Source organism: Chryseosolibacter indicum, from assembly GCF_018598585.1.
Lineage (GTDB): Bacteria > Bacteroidota > Bacteroidia > Cytophagales > Cyclobacteriaceae > Chryseosolibacter > Chryseosolibacter indicus.
Map to the genome: position 1 here is coordinate 81,552 of NZ_JAHESD010000007.1, position 18,926 is coordinate 100,477.

16 protein-coding genes are annotated in these 18,926 nt (G+C 38.7%); 4 read left to right on the top strand and 12 right to left on the bottom strand.

Annotation, left to right across the window (positions count from 1 at the left end; all coding sequences use genetic code 11):
- Positions 1-20 precede the first annotated feature (20 nt).
- From atpB to KK060_RS05210, 5 genes are all read right to left on the bottom strand, one after another.
- Entirely contained in the window at positions 21-1,019 is a 999-nt protein-coding gene (atpB, locus tag KK060_RS05190; RefSeq protein WP_254152634.1) for a F0F1 ATP synthase subunit A, read from the bottom strand.
- A gap of 129 nt (positions 1,020-1,148) precedes the next feature.
- Positions 1,149-1,514 carry a hypothetical protein gene (locus KK060_RS05195; protein WP_254152635.1) on the bottom strand — a complete coding sequence of 122 codons (366 nt, stop codon included), beginning with the start codon at positions 1,512-1,514 and terminating at the stop codon, positions 1,149-1,151.
- 2 nt (positions 1,515-1,516) lie between these two features.
- Entirely contained in the window at positions 1,517-1,750 is a 234-nt protein-coding gene (locus KK060_RS05200) for an AtpZ/AtpI family protein (protein WP_254152636.1), read from the bottom strand.
- Complete coding sequence (locus KK060_RS05205; protein WP_254152637.1) at positions 1,701-2,135, bottom strand: bactofilin family protein; 435 nt, start codon at positions 2,133-2,135, stop codon at positions 1,701-1,703. The genes KK060_RS05200 and KK060_RS05205 overlap by 50 nt, the downstream gene beginning before the upstream one ends.
- A gap of 11 nt (positions 2,136-2,146) precedes the next feature.
- Positions 2,147-3,016 carry a M23 family metallopeptidase gene (locus KK060_RS05210; protein WP_254152638.1) on the bottom strand — a complete coding sequence of 290 codons (870 nt, stop codon included), beginning with the start codon at positions 3,014-3,016 and terminating at the stop codon, positions 2,147-2,149.
- A 192-nt stretch (positions 3,017-3,208) separates the two neighbouring features.
- Between KK060_RS05210 and porW the strand changes: the two genes are divergently transcribed.
- From porW to uvrC, 3 genes are read left to right on the top strand one after another with little or no spacing between them, the layout of a single operon-like run.
- Positions 3,209-5,809, top strand: coding sequence for a type IX secretion system periplasmic lipoprotein PorW/SprE (gene porW / locus KK060_RS05215; RefSeq protein ID WP_254152639.1), 2,601 nt, complete (start codon positions 3,209-3,211; stop codon positions 5,807-5,809).
- Positions 5,760-8,114, top strand: a complete 2,355-nt coding sequence (locus KK060_RS05220; protein ID WP_254152640.1) for a transglycosylase domain-containing protein — start codon at positions 5,760-5,762, stop codon at positions 8,112-8,114. Before porW ends, KK060_RS05220 begins: the two co-directional genes overlap by 50 nt.
- A gap of 8 nt (positions 8,115-8,122) precedes the next feature.
- Entirely contained in the window at positions 8,123-9,937 is a 1,815-nt protein-coding gene (uvrC, locus tag KK060_RS05225; protein ID WP_254152641.1) for an excinuclease ABC subunit UvrC, read from the top strand.
- Between the two features lie 119 nt (positions 9,938-10,056).
- Here uvrC and porN read toward each other — a convergent pair whose 3' ends face one another.
- From porN to KK060_RS05260, 7 genes are all read right to left on the bottom strand, one after another.
- Positions 10,057-11,001: a type IX secretion system ring subunit PorN/GldN gene (porN, locus tag KK060_RS05230; RefSeq protein ID WP_254152642.1), complete on the bottom strand. Its 945-nt coding sequence runs from the start codon at positions 10,999-11,001 to the stop codon at positions 10,057-10,059.
- 5 nt (positions 11,002-11,006) lie between these two features.
- Positions 11,007-12,596, bottom strand: coding sequence for a type IX secretion system motor protein PorM/GldM (porM, locus tag KK060_RS05235; protein ID WP_254152643.1), 1,590 nt, complete (start codon positions 12,594-12,596; stop codon positions 11,007-11,009).
- Positions 12,597-12,654: 58 nt separating this feature from the next.
- Positions 12,655-13,470, bottom strand: a complete 816-nt coding sequence (porL, locus tag KK060_RS05240; RefSeq protein ID WP_254152644.1) for a type IX secretion system motor protein PorL/GldL — start codon at positions 13,468-13,470, stop codon at positions 12,655-12,657.
- A gap of 71 nt (positions 13,471-13,541) precedes the next feature.
- On the bottom strand, positions 13,542-14,627 hold the full coding sequence (porK, locus tag KK060_RS05245) for a T9SS ring complex lipoprotein PorK/GldK (protein ID WP_254152645.1): 1,086 nt from the start codon (positions 14,625-14,627) through the stop codon (positions 13,542-13,544).
- A 112-nt stretch (positions 14,628-14,739) separates the two neighbouring features.
- Complete coding sequence (locus KK060_RS05250) at positions 14,740-15,690, bottom strand: PorP/SprF family type IX secretion system membrane protein (RefSeq protein WP_254152646.1); 951 nt, start codon at positions 15,688-15,690, stop codon at positions 14,740-14,742.
- A 111-nt stretch (positions 15,691-15,801) separates the two neighbouring features.
- Positions 15,802-16,578 carry a uroporphyrinogen-III synthase gene (locus KK060_RS05255; protein WP_254152647.1) on the bottom strand — a complete coding sequence of 259 codons (777 nt, stop codon included), beginning with the start codon at positions 16,576-16,578 and terminating at the stop codon, positions 15,802-15,804.
- Positions 16,579-16,606: 28 nt separating this feature from the next.
- Positions 16,607-17,716 carry a DUF4271 domain-containing protein gene (locus KK060_RS05260; RefSeq protein WP_254152648.1) on the bottom strand — a complete coding sequence of 370 codons (1,110 nt, stop codon included), beginning with the start codon at positions 17,714-17,716 and terminating at the stop codon, positions 16,607-16,609.
- 60 nt (positions 17,717-17,776) lie between these two features.
- On the opposite strand from KK060_RS05260, the gene hemW reads away from it, so the two are divergent.
- Positions 17,777-18,910 carry a radical SAM family heme chaperone HemW gene (gene hemW / locus KK060_RS05265; RefSeq protein ID WP_254152649.1) on the top strand — a complete coding sequence of 378 codons (1,134 nt, stop codon included), beginning with the start codon at positions 17,777-17,779 and terminating at the stop codon, positions 18,908-18,910.
- The last annotated feature ends 16 nt before the right edge of the window (positions 18,911-18,926 follow it).

An 18,926-nucleotide genomic window follows, 5' to 3' on the forward strand; every position in this document is an offset into this window, starting at 1 on the left:
AAGTTAAACAAGTTCAAATTTTAATGATGGTCGTGTTCGTGTTCAGCGATTGCCATTCCTATGTATAACGATGAGAACAAAGTGAATACATAAGCCTGAATTCCAGCTACCATTAACTCAATTAAGTTTATAAATAAAACAATGATTGAGGAAGCGAAGCCAACCCAGATGCTACTAAAAATGAAGGTGAGACAGAAAAGACTTAACAATACTATATGGCCCGCGGTGATTGCAACGAATAAACGAACCATAAGAGAAATAGGACGAGTAAAGATACCAATTACTTCCACTAAAAGAATAATGGGTCTTAATGGAAGAGGAACACCTGGTGTCCAAAGAATATGCGCCCAGTAATCTTTATTGCCCTTAAAATTTGTAATTAAAAATGTTAAAACAGCAAGTACTCCTGTTACTGCGATGTTTCCGGTCAGGTTACCAGCCCCAGGGAGTAGCCCTAGAAGGTTACCTATTAAAATGAAAAAGAACAAGGTAAGCATGTAAGGAAGAAACTTTTCATAATGAGGACCGATGTTAGGTCTCACTACTTCGTCTCTAACAAAAACAATTACAGGCTCAAAAAATGACTGCAGTCCCTTTGGTGCTTTTCCCGGATTCCTCTTGTAAGCATTTCCTACAGAGATAAATATCAAAGCCATAATTACTGCTGTAATTAGCAGCATTGCGACATTCTTCGTAATTGATAAATCTAAAACAGCCTTTCCCGAGTCAGCAAGGTAAATGTGACTGTGATCAAGCTTGTATCCGTCATAATTTATAACATTGTGATACTCATCATAAAAATTCCGAGAAGAGAATATATCTAACCCACGTTCTGAAGAATAAACGATAACCGGAAGATAGATTGTTAAATGATTAGTAAAATGCCAAACGTGATCATCGAGTACGTGATGAATGATAAACTCGCTTAAGTTTAGCTCTTCCTTGGATTCTTCCTGCTCGGATGCTAAAGAACGTATTGAAGTACCGCCTATGAATACACATAGGAGGGCTAAAACCATAAAAAAGCGGCTAATTCTACTTAAAAAGGCCTTCATTTGAGGGAAGTTTCTCCGGGTTCTTAAAATCGACCGCAAAGGTATAAATTAAGACCCCAGAATAAAATGTTTTAAAAAAAAATTGAGACCTCTTTAAGATTGATTTTTTCCTGTAACTCTTCGGTGAAGGAAGATGACCTCTACAGCTGTAAACAAAAAATAGCAGATCATGAAAAAGATCACGTTTACATTGGCTCCTTTCTTGTCCTCAAGAACAACAATAAGTGTGTAAACTCCGAAGGCCAAAATCTTAATCACGGTGGTTAATAAATAGAGCAGAAGGAAATGGCGCAATCTTTTATTTAAAAGAAAATAAATACCCCCGGTAGTTACCACCAGTAGAATAACAGTCTCATATAAGAACGAAGGCCTTTCAACAACCTGCCAGCTTATGGCAAGGTTAGTAAGACCAAGAAGCAAACCTGACAATAAGAAAAGAACCAGGAGAAATCGAATCAAGCTTACTGATCGTTTATGGATTTATAAATTTGGTATAACATACCACCAAATCCTACAAAACCTAAGATTAGCATAAATACGGGGTATTTATAATTAAGCCACTTATCAATAAAGTGCCCAACCCATCCACATAAGGCAATGGCCGCCAACAATTGAATGGCTAAGCCACTGTATTTAAGATAACTATTATACTGATTTAGCTTCTTGCGCCGGGATGGATCTTGAGACTGCTCCATTTTCAACTATTTTAATTTCCTTAACAGTTGCTCCCATTTTACATACACCGTTGAAAATAGCTCCGGGCTCTACAACAAGCTTCCCTGTATAAATATCCCCATTAATAATGGCCGTAGCCTTCAGGACGAGGAGTTCCGCTATTTCAAGCTTACCCTTTACCTCTCCCTCAATATCGGCATTTTGAGACATAATATTTCCGGTAACAAGAGAGCCAGGACCTAAGGCGACTTTTGACTTAGATTTTACATTACCTGTTACCTTTCCTTCGATGCGAATGTTACCATAAGTTTCAACGTTTCCTTCCATGAAGGTTCCTTTGCCGATGGTATTGCTAGAATTGCTGATTTCTTCAGCCACACGTTTTTCTTCTTTAGATGTGAACATATGGGGTTAGTTTAAAAAGTGACAAATTCTTCAGGATTCAATGAATTTCCGTTGTACCACAACTCAAAATGAAGATGAGGCCCATTGGTCATTTCTCCGCTATTGCCAACTATTGAGATTATTTCGCCCGCGTTGACAAATGTACCGACTTTTTTGTAAAGTTCAGCATTATGTTTATAAACGGATATCAAATTGGCGCTGTGTTGAATCATTAGTACATAGCCGGCATCCTGAGTCCATGATGAGAATATTACCGTCCCATCAGAGATACATTTTACCGGCTCATTGGTCTTTGCGACTACGTCCACACCGAAATGGCCCTTTTTTACATCGTATTTGTCAGAGATAAATCCTGAAATAGGGGAAAAGAAGAAAGTTGCTTCAAGAGCGCGGCTCTTCATTCCGGTAAGTGTTATTAAGGACAAATTAGATTTCTCAAAATCTTTTCTAAAAGCAGAATCTGCAGGATCGATTTTCAAACTCGCAGGTTTTGCTGAGGCCTGACCCTCTGCACTAACCATTTTCATCGAATGGGTGCTAAACGCAGAAGAAGTATCTCCACTCAAAACTTTCTGAAAATTTGCTATAAACTTGTCTTTTTGCTCTACTTCTGAAGCTAATGAATCCACTTTTAAAGCCAAACCATACAATTGCTGATTTAACACCATTTGCTCGTACTTGGGGTCAAACCACTTCTCCAACACCGTCTGAACAAGGAATAGGCTGATCACAAACACAAATGAAAAAATGATCACCGAAAACAGGATAATCTTAGAGTATGTGAAAGCCACGCTCGTTCTTTCGGCAAAATTTTCTTCACTGCGAATAATTAACTGATACCTAGTTGTAAGCCAGCTGGATAAAGTTTTCTTTGGTCTCATCAATTTTACTTAGTGATAAATAAAGCGCTTAACATAAAGCTAAAGCTGGTTAGAAATAGTAAAATAAGGTTCTCAAAAAGAAGTGAGCATTAAATAATATTCCCTTTTTTTGTATACAAAATTAGAGATTCTGCCCGATTAAAATATTGGAAATAAGTTTTTTGCGTTTTGTAAACAATTAACCAGTGATCCTTGAAAAATCAGGTTTTTCTTTTCTCAATTACTATCATTCTTTTTACTGCCGCTTGTTCGTCTCAAAGAAATACATGGACCAGTAAAGCGTTTCACAATACCACTGCACATTACAATGGCTATTTCTATGCTAAAGGGGAAATAGAAAAAGTAGAAAAGACCATCCGCAATGCACAAATAGATGACTACAACCGGGTTCTTTGGCTCTTCCCAACATTTGATTCAAGTATGGCGAAAGGGTATGACAAGGAAATCCAGGAAGCGATAAAGATGGCCTCCATTGCTATACAACGCCATCCCAACAGTAAATGGGTAGATGACGCCTATATTCTTGTAGGAAAAGGAAGACATTACAGCCTCGACTGGGGCAATGCTATTCAGGCTTTTAAATACACAAACACCATTAGCAAGGACGTGGACACAAAACACCTTGCAATAATCAACCTTATCAGGACATACATTGAGCACAAAGAATTTAACAACGCAAAGGCAGCAATTGACTTCTTATTGAAGGAAGATCTTAATAAGTCAAATAAGAAAAAGCTCTATCTAGAGCGAGCCTACTACTATCAGATTCACGATGATTATGATAACATGGTAAGAAATCTTACACAGGCTAGTCCCATGTTGAAAAAGAGTGACAGGAGGGGAAGAATATATTTCATCATAGGTCAAGTGTACCAACGTCTGGGCTTCGAGGCAGAAGCATACAACTTCTACAAGAAATGTATTTCCACCAATCCCGAGTACGAAGTTGACTTCTATGCTCGTTTATACATGGCTCAGGTTACAGAGATCTCCAAGACAAAAGATGTAAATGCCGCGAGAAAAACATTTAAAAAACTATTAAAAGATTCTAAAAACAGGGAGTTCAAAGACAAGATCTATTACGAGATGGGAGTTTTTGAGCTAAAACAGCAAAATGTTAAAGAAGCAATCTCCGACTTTAATAAGTCCATAAAAGAGGGAAAGAACAAAAGAATTGATGGAGAAGCCTATTTAAGATTAGGAGAAGTCTACTACGATACCCTGAAGAATTACGAGCTATCACAGGCTTATTATGATAGCGCCATAAATTCACTTCCTCAGGATTTCGAAAATTACGATGCAATAAAGGCAAGGGCTGATATTTTGAATGAGTTTGTAGATCACATTAAAACTATAAAATGGCAGGACAGTCTTCTTACACTCTCTACAGTGGACTCTGCTTCTATTAAAGCAAGAATAGACGAAATTGTTGCTGAAAAAAAGAAAGTAGAAGAAATCGCTGCAAAAAAACGCAAGAAAAATCGTATTGAAATCAGCACGAACGACAACAATAATATATTTGCATCAAATGAAGAAGGGGAAACGGGCATAACTTCCAGCAATGATTGGTATTTTTCAAGTCCCTCGACCATGTCAATGGGGCAATCGGAATTTACGAGGGTTTGGGGAAATATCCCTTTGGAGGATAATTGGAGGAGATCTCTAAAAGAAACGGGACCAGCACAAGCAAATGCTAATGTCAGTAGTGGCGACTCCTTAAGAGTAACAGCCCAGCAGGGAGGGAACACTCCTGAGAAAAAAGCGATAGACCCTGCCGTTCAGGAGTTCGAAAGACTTAATAAAGAAATACCACGAACAGAAGAGGCTAAAAAGGAGGCGTTGGCAAAAATAGAAGAGGCTTATTTTAAATTAGGAGAAATCTACCACTTCAAGCTGCTAGAAAATGATAACGCAGTAATAACTTATAAAACGCTGCTTCAGCGTTTTCCAAATACAGAACATGAGCCTGAAGTCCTCTATACATTGTATTTAATCTTGAAAGGAGCGAATCCTCAACAAGCTGATGCCTATGCTTCTACTCTTAAAGAGAAGCATCCTAATTCCACATTTGCAAAAATTCTTGTAAATCCAGCCTATCTTCAGGAATCCAGCCAAACTGCGGAGAAACAAAAGGAATTATATCAATTGGCTTACCACCACTTTGAAGCAGACAGCTTTCACCTGTCAAGTAATGTTCTTCAGGAAGCAATGAATTTAGGAGAGACTAACTTTACTCCAACACTTGAGCTGTTAAGAGTTTTAATTATCGGCAAAACAGAAACAATTTATAAGTACCAATTTGAGTTGGACCAATTTATTACTAAGTATTCCGAGGCCGAAATAGTAAATTATGCTAAAAAGCTTCTGGAAACTTCTAAAAGGTTCCAGGAAAGTGAAGAAAAAAGAAAGGGAATACAATATATAAGATCACTTGAAGAGCATCATTACTTCGTGGTTGTTCATAAACGCAAGGATAAAGCAGAGGACATTTTCACAAACAGACTCAAATTATTTAATGAGCAGCATTTTTCTGAAATTAATCTCAAAATCAGCAACCTTATTCTAAACGATGATTATGCAGTAACTTTTGTGTCGGAATTTTCTAATGTAAGTACCGCTATTCGCTACTTTATTACATTTAATGAAAACCTTCCAACACTTAACGATCTTGGAAACCAGAAATTCGATAATTTTGTAATTACGAAAGACAACTTTGACATATTTTACAGAACTAAAGGCTTAGATGAGTACCTCCGCTTCTTCGAAAAAAACTACCCCAAAGAAAACCAATAGCATTTTATCAGTTAAGAAACCATGGTTTGATAAAATCATTAAAGCTGTTTGGATTCTATTCTTCTGCTTTGTTCTCGGTATTCCGTTATACTTTTTATCGGTTAGCATAAACTTGTTCGGGCTGTTTGGTGAAATGCCGAGCACTAAAGAAGTAGAAAACCCGGAAAATGACTTATCCTCGGAACTTATTTCTGCAGATGGTGTGTCTTTAGGCCGGTACTTTAGATTTAACAGAAGTCAGGTTACGTATGACGGCTTATCGACTGATCTTGTAAATACGTTCATGTTATCAGAAGACCATCGTTTCTATGAACATTCGGGAATGGACTTCTGGGCATATCCGCGTGTACTGTGGGGGTTATTAACGCTTAATTCTGCTGGCGGTGGAAGTACCATCACGCAGCAGCTTGCAAAAAACCTTTATACAAGAAATCCTGATAAAGCACTTGATGGAGTTGTAGCTAAGCTTGGTAAATATCCTCGTCGAATTGTTCAGAAAACAAAAGAATGGATTATTTCAGTTGACCTGGAAAAGAATTTTACCAAAGAAGAAATTATTGCAATGTATTTGAATACTGCAGAGTTTAGCAGCAATTCATATGGTATAAAGGTAGCAGCAGAAACATATTTTAATAAGGGTCCCGATAGCTTAAACCTTCAGGAATCAGCCCTTCTTATCGGAATGCTTCAAAACCCGACCTTTTACAACCCTGTAAGTAATCCTGAAGGCGCGTTGAACAAAAGAAATGAAGTCCTTTATAAAGTATATAGACATGGATATAAAATTATTAGCCGTGAGCAATATGATTCTATAAAAGCATTACCCCTCGGGTTGAATTTTAAAGTTCAAAATCAAAATCAGGGTTTAGCAACTTATTTCAGAACAGTATTAAGAAATGATCTTATGTCGTGGTGTAAAGAGCACGGATATGATCTTTGGGAATCGGGTTTGAAAATATATACGACAATTGATAGCCGCATGCAGCGCTTTGCAGAAGAGGCAATGGCGGAGCACATGCGCGTATTACAAAAAGAATTTGACCGTCAATGGAGGTTACGTAATCGAAATCCATGGACAGATGAAAATGGAAACGAGATCAAGAATTTCCTTGAGCAACGGATTAAGCGCACAGAAGCATACGCAAATCTTGTTGAAAGATATGGAGCTGAAGCTTCTTTCGATTCAATCAAAATACTCCTGAATCAAAAGAAGCCGATGCGTGTCTTTACCTGGAGAGGTGAAAGAGACACTTTGTTTAGCTCTATCGATTCGTTAAATTACTATAAACGCTTTTTACAATCTGGCCTGATGTCAATGAATCCTGAAACAGGAGCAATAAAGGCCTGGGTTGGTGGTATCAACCACAAGTATTTTAAATATGATCACGTTAAACAAGGTTCGCGACAACCGGGCTCTACCTTTAAACCTTTTGTTTATGGAAAGGCAATAGAAGATGGCTATTCCCCATGTCATGAACTGTTGGACATCTCACCGACAATAAAAATTCCTGGTGGGACATGGAGCCCTAGTAATGCCGAAGGCGACAAAGGATTGGGAGATAAGCTTACGCTACGACAGGCACTCGCGCGATCAAAAAATACTATATCAGCTCAATTGATTGATCGTGTTAGACCGCAAAATGTTGTAGAGTTTGCACATCGCTTAGGCATTAAAAGTGAATTGCATCCGAATCCTTCTTTGTGTTTAGGTGTTGATAATGTAACACTTTACGAATTGGTATCTGCATATTGTGGCTTTGTTAACCTTGGTATCCACGTCGAACCTTATTATATAACCCGTATAGAAGATAAAAACGGAAACGTTATTGAATCTTTTGTTCCGAAAACCAGGCAGGCAATGGATGAGAAAACAGCATATAAAATGGTTTATATGTTAGAGGGCGGTGTACAAGAAAGCGGTGGCACTTCAGTCGGCTTGAAATACGAACTCAAGAAAGATAATGAGATAGGTGGTAAGACCGGAACTACAGATAATGCATCTGACGGTTGGTATATGGGTATTACGCATAACCTCGTTACAGGTGTATGGGTAGGTGGTGATGAACCAAGTATACGTTTCCCATCGTGGAGCTTCGGTGCTGGTTCGAAGACAGCTCGTCCTATCTGGGAGAAATATATGCTGAAGGTCTATGCAAATCCTGAAGTAGGATTTGCAAAAGGATATTTTAAGAGGCCTGTGTCTGGGCTTGACGTCACTTTAGATTGTAACAAATATCAATCGATAGACTCAACAGAAGTTTCTCCTGATGAAAAAGAAATAACATTGGATGACCTTAATAACTGATATATGGTATGACAACGCTTAAGGAGACAATCCTTCGCCTGCCTGATTCACCAGGGATTTACAGGTTTTATAACGAGGAGAATGAACTGATTTATGTTGGTAAGGCGAAGAATATCAAAAAGCGTGTAAGCAGTTATTTCAACAAAAGCACTGGGGTAAATCGTAAAACATTAAGGCTCGTTTCCGAGATAAGGAATATCGAATTCACTGTTGCAGATTCTGAATTCGACGCATTACTGCTTGAGAATAATTTTATAAAGCAGAATCAGCCACGGTATAACATCCTGCTGAAAGACGACAAAACCTTTCCATATATCTGCATATTAAACGAACGCTTTCCAAGAATAATTTATACAAGAAAATACAACCCTGAGGTCGGCGAGTACTTTGGGCCGTACTCAAGTGTGGTGGCTATGAAAAACGTTCTTGATCTTATCCGAAAACTTTATTCGATAAGAACATGCAGCTTAATGCTGAGCGAACAGAATGTAGAACAGCAGAAGTTTAAAGTATGTCTAGAATACCATATTGGTAATTGCAAAGGCCCTTGTATAGGTGCTCACAATGAGGCTACGTATAAGGAAGAGATAGAACAGGCAAGAAACATCCTGAAAGGAGATATCAGTATTGTGTACCAATATTTTAGGAAACACATGCAAGAGGCCGCCTTGAACATGGAGTTTGAAAAGGCCCAACGTTATAAGGAGAAACTAGACACACTTGAAAGATTCCAGACCAAATCACTCGTTGTTAATCGGGCACTTACAGACATTGATGTACTTACTATTAACAGTACAAATGAGTACGCCTATGTAAACTACCTGCAGATCAAGGAAGGCTCAATTATAAATTCAAAGACAGTAGAAGTAAAGAAAAAACAGGATGAATCGGATGAAGATATCTTGAGTTTTACAGCACAGCAAATACGCGTCGGTGACAATAAAACAATTTTCAGCAACGTACCAGTTACTGTGCTGGAGGATGACGTTGAAAATGTGATTCCAAAAATTGGCGATAAAAGGAAACTCGTTATTCTTTCTGAAAAGAACGCCCTTGAGCTGAAAAAGAACAAAGAGATACAGCGGGAAGGCAAGAAGTCGAAACAGTTTGAGGTACTATCAATTCTTCAAAAAGACCTTCGTCTTCCAAACCTGCCTCTGGTAATAGAGTGTTTCGATAACTCAAACTTCCAAGGAACAAATCCTGTAGCGTCTATGGTCCGCTTTGCTAATGGGAAACCGGACAAAAAGAATTATAGACAGTTTAACATAAAAACAGTAGAAGGCCCTAACGACTTTGCATCAATGAAGGAAATTGTGGGCAGAAGATATAAGCGGATTCTTGAGGAGGCAGGGCAACTTCCTGACTTAATATTAATAGATGGGGGCAAGGGACAGCTTAGCAGTGCCTGTGAAGCATTAAAAGAACTTGACCTCTATGGCAAAGTTCCAATTGCAGGCATTGCAAAAAAACTAGAGGAAATTTATTACCCCGAGGATCCATTTCCTCTCCATGTAAGCAAAAAATCTCCTGGCTTAATGCTACTTCAATTTGTAAGAGATGAAGCCCATAGATTTGCTATTACTTTCCATAGGCAAAAGCGAAGCAAGGCAACGATAAAAACAGAAATTGAAGAACTAAAGGGCATAGGAAAACAAACAACCGACAAATTGTTGAAGCACTTCAAATCTGTGAAGAAAATAAAAGAAGCTTCTTTTGAAGAACTTGAGACATTAATAGGAAAGCAAAAGGCAGAAATCATTAAAGGATTAGATCCCGTAAAAACAGACACCATTTCTGAAATTCAAACCGACATTCACTGATTTTTATCTTTTTTAGTCCTATATGGCTGCGTCAACCTATTTCAGGATCAGGAGATAGGAAATAGAAAAAGGCTGCGTAATGCAGCCTTTTCCATTATTATACTAAGAAATATTTCTTCTTAAAACTCCCAAAGATGGTGTTCTCTCTCCATCATCTGAATTTCGGCCCATTCTCTCGCCCAAACAGATTCTCTGTAAGGACGACCATTTGCCATATACTGTTCAGCGATAGTTTCATCTTCAGGGTTCTGAATCTTGTTGATCGTTCCATGGAACAACCTTAACAAAAATGCGTCAGCAAAATTTTTGTTCTGCGCGGTATTCTGTCTGTTGAACCAAACTGCTTTCTGAGGATGTGCTCTGAAAAGCTTTTCAAGGTCTTTATACTTAAACCAGCCTAGTGTTTGATTGAATCCTGTTCTTGTCTTAGAACCAGGTACCGCCAATTCAAAAGCTTGTACATCGTAATAAAGTCTGGAGCGTCTTCTATCGAAGATAACATCCTCAACTATTTGTATTGAACTCACATCGCTGGCCATATAATTCATTGCCTTTCCTTCAGATGTTGCAGCCCAATCGTCGCCAGAGGTTTCAGGATTTGCACCTTGAGAATCTCTTAGTGCTCTGTAGTTCTTTCCGTTGTAAGAAACTATGTCATCTGTGTAAAAGGAATTTGATGGATCCCAAGCTGGATAAGATGTTGCTTCTTCTTGTTGTAAACGCTTGAGGAATTCATCCTTACCAATTTTAGTAGTCAAAGAGTCACTTGCATAAATATCAACCAACTCACCTGACATTACTGCGTCCATAATTAATTTAGGAAGCTCACCATTCTTAGCAAAGAATCCTTTGTTCTGCTTTTCAAGCAAATCCATGTTTCTCCAAACCCTTACCTTATAATGTTGCTCATATACAGGGATGGGATTTATTGAGTTTGGATTATACTGTTCTTCCATTTCAACACGGTAGGCTTCAGCTACTTCAGCTGACTCTACCTCTGCCTGCGCAAAAACCGCAACGGAAGCACCGGATAAAAAGAGAACACTTAAATACCTTTTTAACATATTTCTTAGTTTATAGGAACGAAGATTACACCATTAGATCCTTTTATACCCACTTTTTCTTCGCTGTCAGTGAAAGTCTTTCTAACAGCATCGCGGATTACAAATACTATTCTATCACCAGCTTTTGCTTGTCCTGTCCACGCTCCTAAATCAGGGCTACCGTTGTTAGCGCGAGTCTGTGCTTTTGCAACAGGGCCACTTCCCATAGTTACTTCCATATTCTTAATTGAATAACGAGCATCTTTAGGAACTTCTTCTTTAAAGTTTTCGTCTGGCTCAATTACTATACGAAGACTTCTGATCTGATTTGGCTTAATACCTTGTCTCAAGTCAACTGGTGAGTTGCCTACATAAGCAACGAAACGAGGCTCAGGAATATTTTTCGCATCGAATACTTGATTTCCGATAAATGATCCACTGTTGCTAACGCCTACTGTTACTTTACGTGAGCTAGGAATAATTGTAACCTTACCTGGCTTGTCTCCTTTTCTAACCTCCGCACCTTGCGAAGTAAATGTAGGATTGTAGTTTGTACCAAGTGTAGGAACTTCAATGTTAACATTGTTGCCACAGTTCATATATAGTGTAGGTGCATTACCGGTAGTTACGCGAATTACAGGTTGTGCTACGAAATACTCGATCTCCTGTGTTAACGTTGTATCAGGTAATTTGATCTGAGTAGTGTACTTCTTTTTCGCCATACCAGTAGCATCATATGCGCCACCTTGAGCTGTAAACTTTATTCTACCCATTTTCACACCTGTAGCATCATCAAAAAGGTCAAGCTTCTGGCCGTCCTTATACATTTCAGGCACGAACGATGATGAAGATGCCGAGATAAATAAGTCAGCTTCATATGTAGAGCCTGCTGCTACTATAGATTGTTTTGCACGTACCATTGGTACGATATTGTCGAAACTAACCTTACCTACACCAGCATCAGACAATAACTTATCCAGTGCTTTGGTTTCATGCTCAAGTATTTCAGTTTGAATCTGAGTAACAGATGCCAAAGCTGCAATTGCAGGAGTATTTTCAAACGTGAAGGTTAAGAAGTCTTTGTTTGCGTGATCAGGATCACCTGCGAATATCGACATGTCCTTAGGTGACTTTGCCAGCTTACCTATTTCTTTTTCAGAAAGTCCTGATAACTCTCTTAACTTGGTAACATAGTCTGTTAATAACTTCTCAAAGTTTTTTCCTTCAGGTTGAGAAATCATCATAACAGCAATCTTTGAACTGTGATCGTTAATTAATTTCTCATCAACTTTATCAGTTCCTGCCATCTCGATCATAGTCTTCTTAAGCTTGTCGATGCTTGCCAAAGTAGTCTGCGTTAGCTCTCTTACCTTCTGAGCATTTTCTTTCGCATGAACTACTTTAGAATTTTGACTCTTCCCTGCCTCTTTTATAATAGCATTTAGAGTCTGCGTATTCTTATTATTGCCTTCATGAATCATTTCAACTAGAGTAGACTCGATAATAGCAAACTTTTCCAGTACAGCATTACTTATCTGTAGTGCTAGCATGGCCAGCAATACCAGATACATTAGGCCGACCATCTTCTGACGCGGAGTTTCCTTTCCACCTGCCATGTTTAAATCCTTTACTTTTAATTTAAATTATTAAAATTTTCTCGCTCGCCACTATAGTCTACTTGCCACTACCTTTCATGGCAGTAAGCATGTTACCATAAACATTGTTAAGTGAAGTAAGGTTATCTGTAAGCTTACCAAGTTCAGAGGTGAATTTAGTTGTGTTTTCACCAACTTTTGAAAGACCATGCATAGCACCTGTAAGGCTTTCGTAGAACTTGTTCATATTTTTTACATGGGTATCCGCATCCTTTAATTCCATTTCATATACAGAATTTAAAGCTGCAAGGTTCTTTGTTACTTTTTGAACCTGGCTATGATACTCACCTGCGTCTTTCGAAGCATCAGCCATAGATGATACTGCCTTGATAGCTACATCATAAGACTTATTCATTTCTGAAAGAGACTTAGACGCGCTCTGAACGTTTTTCGCATACTCATTAGTCGCCACAGCTGCATCCGAAAGCGTATTCATTTTCTTAGCAGACTCTGCAAGGTTATTTAAGCCTTTACCTAAGCTCTCAAGCAACTCAGGGCCAATCTTCGCTTTTTCTAATGAAACGTCAAGTTGCTGTGTTAATGATGCGCCAGCTTTGTTAGTAATACGAGGAGCCACTGCTGGAGCTTCATATTCTTCAGCTAACTCAGGATATACTTTTGACCAATCTACTTCGTGGTGTGGGGGTTCAAATGCACTCAGGAAGAATATAAGTGATTCTGTCCCAAGACCTAAAATCAACATTTGATCCGCACCAGGTAAGTGAAGAATTTTAAATAATGCACCAATAATAACGATTGCACCTCCAATACCATATACCTTGGGCATTATGGTTTTAAAGATAAGTTCCGCTAATCCGCCTTTTTTCTTGCTCATTGTAGTAAGGTTTTAAGTTCTATATAGTGTGTGTTTTTGTTTTTTATGATAAGTATTTAGAGGTTTTAATTTTAGAATTCTTGTCCTGACGAACGACCCAAGTGAGTTAAAGCACATCTGAAGCCTATGTATGCCCTTGTTGAATCCTTGAATTCGTAGGTACGTGTACCAGTCTCCAGGTAGTAAGCAACGTCTTTCCATGATCCACCTCTGATAACCTTTTTAGGAGGAATTTTTGGATTATACTTGCTGCTTTCAGGGTTGGTTCTTTCGTCTATATACTGAGGGTTCAAATCCCATACAGTTGGCACGGATGCAGGGTTAAAATCATCAAGTACCCATTCCGAAACGTTACCCGCCATATCATATAAACCGAAGTCGTTAGGGAAGTACGATTGAACTGGTGAAGTATAAGCAAATCCATCATCGTAAAAGTTTCCGCGGCCAGGTTTAAAGTTAGCCAGCATACAACCTTTTGAGTTACGGATGTAAGGGTTACCCCAAGGATACTTAGCCATGTCTCTCCCCCCGCGTGCTGCGTATTCCCATTCAGCTTCTGATGGCAGGCGGAATTCAGGCATAGGGAAATCTCCCACACTCTTTCTATAATCGTTTAGATATGCAGTTCTCCATTTTCCGAAGAATACTGCAGCATCCCAATTAATACCTACCACAGGATAATCGTCATAGCCAGGGTGCCAGTAGTAATAATCCTGAATTGGATCGCCCATGTGATGAGCAAAATCCCTTACCCAAACAGTAGTATCAGGATAGTACATCTGACGGAATGTTTCAGGATCTACGGTTTCAAAACCCTCTATACTTCCATTATCAACAAGGAAGAAGTTTGTAAACTGGCGATACTCGTTGTTGGTAATTTCAGTATCGTCCATAAAGAATGAACCAATAGTAACCTGTTTGTTAAAGTTTATTTGAGTAGATGCAGGATCTTCATCTGCCTGACCCATGTGGAAAGTTCCAGCAGGAATGGGCACCATACCATAAGGAATTGTCATTACCCAGCCTTCCCTTCCTGGAACGCCTACCAGTTCGCCTTGGTCACCGCCTTTTTTGCCGCCAAGGCCAAGAAGACCACAGGCACTCGCAACAGCACCCGCGAATAACAACATTAGTTTAGAAGAAACCGATCTATTCATACCTATTTGAATAATTACAGACTCGAAAGATAATTTTTTATACGCCTAAATTTTTTGAAAAAACTGTTTTCTAAGTTCCGCAAAACTGTCTAAAACTTAAATGAATTGCCGCTTAGTGTCTATACCTCGGGGTCCGGACGACTTTTTTACCGCTGCCTGGATTTACAGGTAATTGGTAAGTGAGCAACAATTCATGTGAAAAATTCTCCTTTGCGTCAGTGTCTTTTACCACTACATCAATAGCATAGCCCAACTTCAAAGATCTGTCCTTCAAAAAACTATATCCCAACAACACATTGGCAGCTTCCGATTGTCTAAACGAAATCCCACCCCACATCTTGTCTTTAAGCGTTGCTATTAATGCAATGTCAAATGAATATTCTTTAAAATCAGTTTTAACGAGGATAGAAGGATTCAATTTCAGGTCGAAATTGACTTCGTAGAAATAACCGCCAGTAAAGTTTATATGATTCTCTAGCGCATTTCTCGAAGGATCTATTCCAAAGTTGAATTCAGACTTTAGTAAGTGATTAACTCCAAAACCTGCATAATATTTTTCAGACCTGTAAAAAACTCCAAAACCAAAATCAGGTCTTATTTGCGATTCTTTTCCGGTAATTATTAAAGGGTCGTTATCCTGGATCCATCTATAATAGGTACCATTCACGGACATGGAATATATACCTGCCTTTACTCCAAAGCTTAATTTACTGTCCTTAATACCTAAGTGGTACGCAAACATTGCCTGCGCCTCAAGGTTGTTTTGAGGACCTAATTTGTCATTTACGATCATTGCTCCAAAACCACCTCGCAGCTTATAAACAGGTGCATTAAAGTTCACCATCTGCGTTGTAGGAGCTCCTCCATCACCAAAGCTAGACTCATATCCTGCCCATTGACTTCTATGTATGGCTGTTAATTGAGTAACACCATCAACCCCTGCATAGGCAGGAGTTACATATAAATTGTTGAACATGTAGTGGGTGAACTGTGGGTCTTGCTGTGCAAAAACTGACACCCATGACATGGCAATCAATAGAGTATAAAAAGTGCGTCTCAGCATTAAGGTGAAAAAATAGGATTTAAAGTAAGCTCTTTTTTACGACACTTTCAATAACATGTAATTAAAGTGTAATAAAATAGACCACATTGTAAAATACAATAAATGAAGCTGTTACTTAATGCCGTTCGCCTTCTTTATATACAATTCCAACGCACCTGTCATAGATGGCGCATTCGGTAGAGGAGCCTCAATATCCAATATTAGTCCCGCATCTCTGACTGCTTTTGCCGTAGTAGGCCCAAATGCAGCAATGCGCGTATTATTTTGTTTGAATGTAGGGAAATTCACTAAAAGCGAGTGAATGCCTGAAGGACTGAAAAAAGCTAGAATATCATAAAAAACTTCTTTCAGATCAGAAAGATTGGCTGCAACCGTGTGGTATATGATAGCCTCCGTATAGGTATAGCCATTCTGCTTTAAAAAGTCAGGAATGTCATTCTTGCGGATATCAGAACAAGGAAAAAGATATTTCTCATTCTTATGCTTTTTAAGGATCTCAAGTAAATCCTGGGCAGTTTTTAAACCTGTAAAGATTTTGCGCTTGCGAATAACGATGTACTTCTGCAAATAATTTGATGTTTGCTCAGACACACAGAAGTACTTCATCTCCGGAGGCATCTCTAATTTCAGCTCCTGGCAAATGTGAAAGAAGTGGTCTACAGCATTACGACTCGTAAAAATTATCGCAGTGTGATTAAGAATATCAATCTTTTGCTTTCGAAACTCCTTTACAGGAACAGGTTCAACCTGTATAAAGGGTCGGAAATCAATCTTCAGATTGAATTTTTCAGCAAGTTTTAAATAAGGAGAATTTGGATCAGTGGGAGCTTCTTGGGTTACCAGGATGCTCTTCACTTTACGCATCCTGTCAGTGGCAATTTCACTCATATCAGCACGTAAAACGTATACAAAAAAACTATTGGAAAAGTACTTTAATAGTGACCAGTAAAGGAATTACTTCAGTTGCACAAATGTAAGAAAATAAATGAAACATCGTGTGCTCTACTCTATTGTTAAGCTTCAAAAAAACAATTACAATCCAAATCAAAAAGAAAATAATTACCATTGATAGCAGCGTTATGTATATGGCCGGGTCCAATCCTCGCAATATATAGTACACAAAAAGTATAACGATTAAACTACTGGAGGAGAGAAGCAATAATCTCATCCAATTGAAGAAATGCACTCCTGCTATACCATATATGCCGAATAACCATGAAAGAAAATAAATTAACACGAGTTTAGCGAAAAGAATACAGAATACAAGCACACTTAATTTCAGCCATAGCCATACTGCTCCCCAAAAACCTGTAGCTGCAAAACTCTGCGAAAGCTTATAATCATCAGGCAGGTTATAAAACACAATCAGCAGATACAGCGACATCAATAAACTCGCAAATACATAAAAAGCCATGTTGGAACTGATTGCAAATCTTGAGTGTGACTGATTATCTTCCCCCTCACGCAAAGACAATATTCTGTTAACAGAAAAATAATCTGATGAGAGCTTAGACTTAAGACGGATAATCACCACAAAAAAGACTATTAGCAATAACCCTATCAGCACCACAAAATCTCTAAAGAAGCTCTCTGGTTTGCGAATGTCGTTCGCGGCGGTAAGAACAGGGTCTTCTGATATAACATAGGTTTTTAAATCATGCTCATCAAACTTAGTCTGGTATAATGAGAAAGTCCAAGACTTGCTCTCCAATGCTGCTGCAAGGCTATCAATTTTCAGCTTCGCAGTTCCCTTTACCTCTGTTAATAACTTTCCATTTACAAAGATGTAGAACGGCTTTCTAGAATGGATGTACACCAACTCGTCCGCAGCATAATCGCCTGCCTCAATTTTAAAATGGAGGCTATTAAGCGCTGAAACATCTTCATCTCCCAAAGGCTGATATTTTCCTTCAGTGTATTGCAGCCACTCGCTTCTAAGATCCTTTTTTATAGTGAACTTGTTTTGAGCCACTAGTGTAATAACTGATAGCAGACCGACGAATGTGAATAGAAAGCGTTTAGACATATCTGCAAAAGTAAATAAGAATTGTTCTCATTCCGAAATCAAGTAAGTTTGCTGATCATTATGGCAGGAATCTACATTCACATACCTTTTTGCAAACAGGCTTGCCACTATTGCGACTTCCATTTTTCAACCAACACTTCCATGCGAAATGAAATGGTTAGGTCGATTGTCCAGGAATTGAAGCTACAGCAACAGTACCTTGATAACGAACCAATTGAGACCATTTATTTTGGGGGAGGCACGCCCTCTTTACTATCGAATGAAGAGCTTTTTGCCATTCTCGATGTTATTTACGCCAGCTATCACATATCGACACAACCCGAGATCACCCTCGAAGCGAACCCCGATGATCTTTCTAAAGATAAATTAACTCACCTTTATCAGGTTGGTGTGAACCGATTAAGTGTTGGCGTACAGTCGTTTAATGATGAGATACTGAAATTTCTTAACCGCGCACATGATGGCACCACAGCAACAGAATCAATAAAAACGGCGAGGGACATTGGTTTTAATAACATAAGTATAGACCTCATATACGCCATTCCGGGGCTTGATAACAATGAATGGATAAACAACATTATGCTAGCAGTTGCTTTAAAACCTCAGCATATATCATCTTATTCACTCACCATCGAGCCGAAAACAGCATTTGGCAACTGGCTTGCCAAGGGGAGATTAACGGCTGTTGAAGATGACCTCGCTGCTCTACATCTCGAGATTCTTGTAGAACAGCTAGCGAACCATGGCTACGAACAATACGAAGTATCGAACTTTGCGCTGTCAGGTTATTACTCTAGGCACAACAGCAGCTACTGGAAACAGAAGAAATACCTGGGTGTAGGCCCGAGCGCACATTCATACAATGGCATCACGAGGCAGTACAACGTAAGTAATAATGCTTTTTATATTAAAAGCATTAAGAAAGACATTGTGCCTTTTCAGCTTGAACAACTTTCAAGAGCAGATCATATCAACGAATACCTTCTCACAACCCTTAGAACAAGCTGGGGCTGTAGCCTTGATTATTTGAAAAGCAAATTTGAATATGATTTAATGAACCATCATGCACCCTATCTATCAAATTTGCTGGAGAATAAACTTGCTGTTCTTCAAAACAATCACCTTACATTAACAAAGTCTGGCAAACTGCTTGCAGATAAAATATCAAGTGACCTGTTTTTTATCATGCAATAAGATTATCTTAACAACA

Coding starts and splice junctions, on each gene's coding strand:
- atpB (WP_254152634.1), bottom strand. CDS start 1,019: ATGGTTTTAGCCCTCCTATGTGTATTCATAGGCGGTACTTCAATACGT.
- KK060_RS05200 (WP_254152636.1), bottom strand. CDS start 1,750: ATGGAGCAGTCTCAAGATCCATCCCGGCGCAAGAAGCTAAATCAGTAT.
- KK060_RS05205 (WP_254152637.1), bottom strand. CDS start 2,135: ATGTTCACATCTAAAGAAGAAAAACGTGTGGCTGAAGAAATCAGCAAT.
- KK060_RS05210 (WP_254152638.1), bottom strand. CDS start 3,016: ATGAGACCAAAGAAAACTTTATCCAGCTGGCTTACAACTAGGTATCAG.
- KK060_RS05220 (WP_254152640.1), top strand. CDS start 5,760: ATGAGTACCTCCGCTTCTTCGAAAAAAACTACCCCAAAGAAAACCAAT.
- uvrC (WP_254152641.1), top strand. CDS start 8,123: ATGACAACGCTTAAGGAGACAATCCTTCGCCTGCCTGATTCACCAGGG.
- porN (WP_254152642.1), bottom strand. CDS start 11,001: ATGTTAAAAAGGTATTTAAGTGTTCTCTTTTTATCCGGTGCTTCCGTT.
- porM (WP_254152643.1), bottom strand. CDS start 12,596: ATGGCAGGTGGAAAGGAAACTCCGCGTCAGAAGATGGTCGGCCTAATG.
- porL (WP_254152644.1), bottom strand. CDS start 13,470: ATGAGCAAGAAAAAAGGCGGATTAGCGGAACTTATCTTTAAAACCATA.
- porK (WP_254152645.1), bottom strand. CDS start 14,627: ATGAATAGATCGGTTTCTTCTAAACTAATGTTGTTATTCGCGGGTGCT.
- KK060_RS05250 (WP_254152646.1), bottom strand. CDS start 15,690: ATGCTGAGACGCACTTTTTATACTCTATTGATTGCCATGTCATGGGTG.
- KK060_RS05255 (WP_254152647.1), bottom strand. CDS start 16,578: ATGAGTGAAATTGCCACTGACAGGATGCGTAAAGTGAAGAGCATCCTG.
- KK060_RS05260 (WP_254152648.1), bottom strand. CDS start 17,716: ATGTCTAAACGCTTTCTATTCACATTCGTCGGTCTGCTATCAGTTATT.
- hemW (WP_254152649.1), top strand. CDS start 17,777: ATGGCAGGAATCTACATTCACATACCTTTTTGCAAACAGGCTTGCCAC.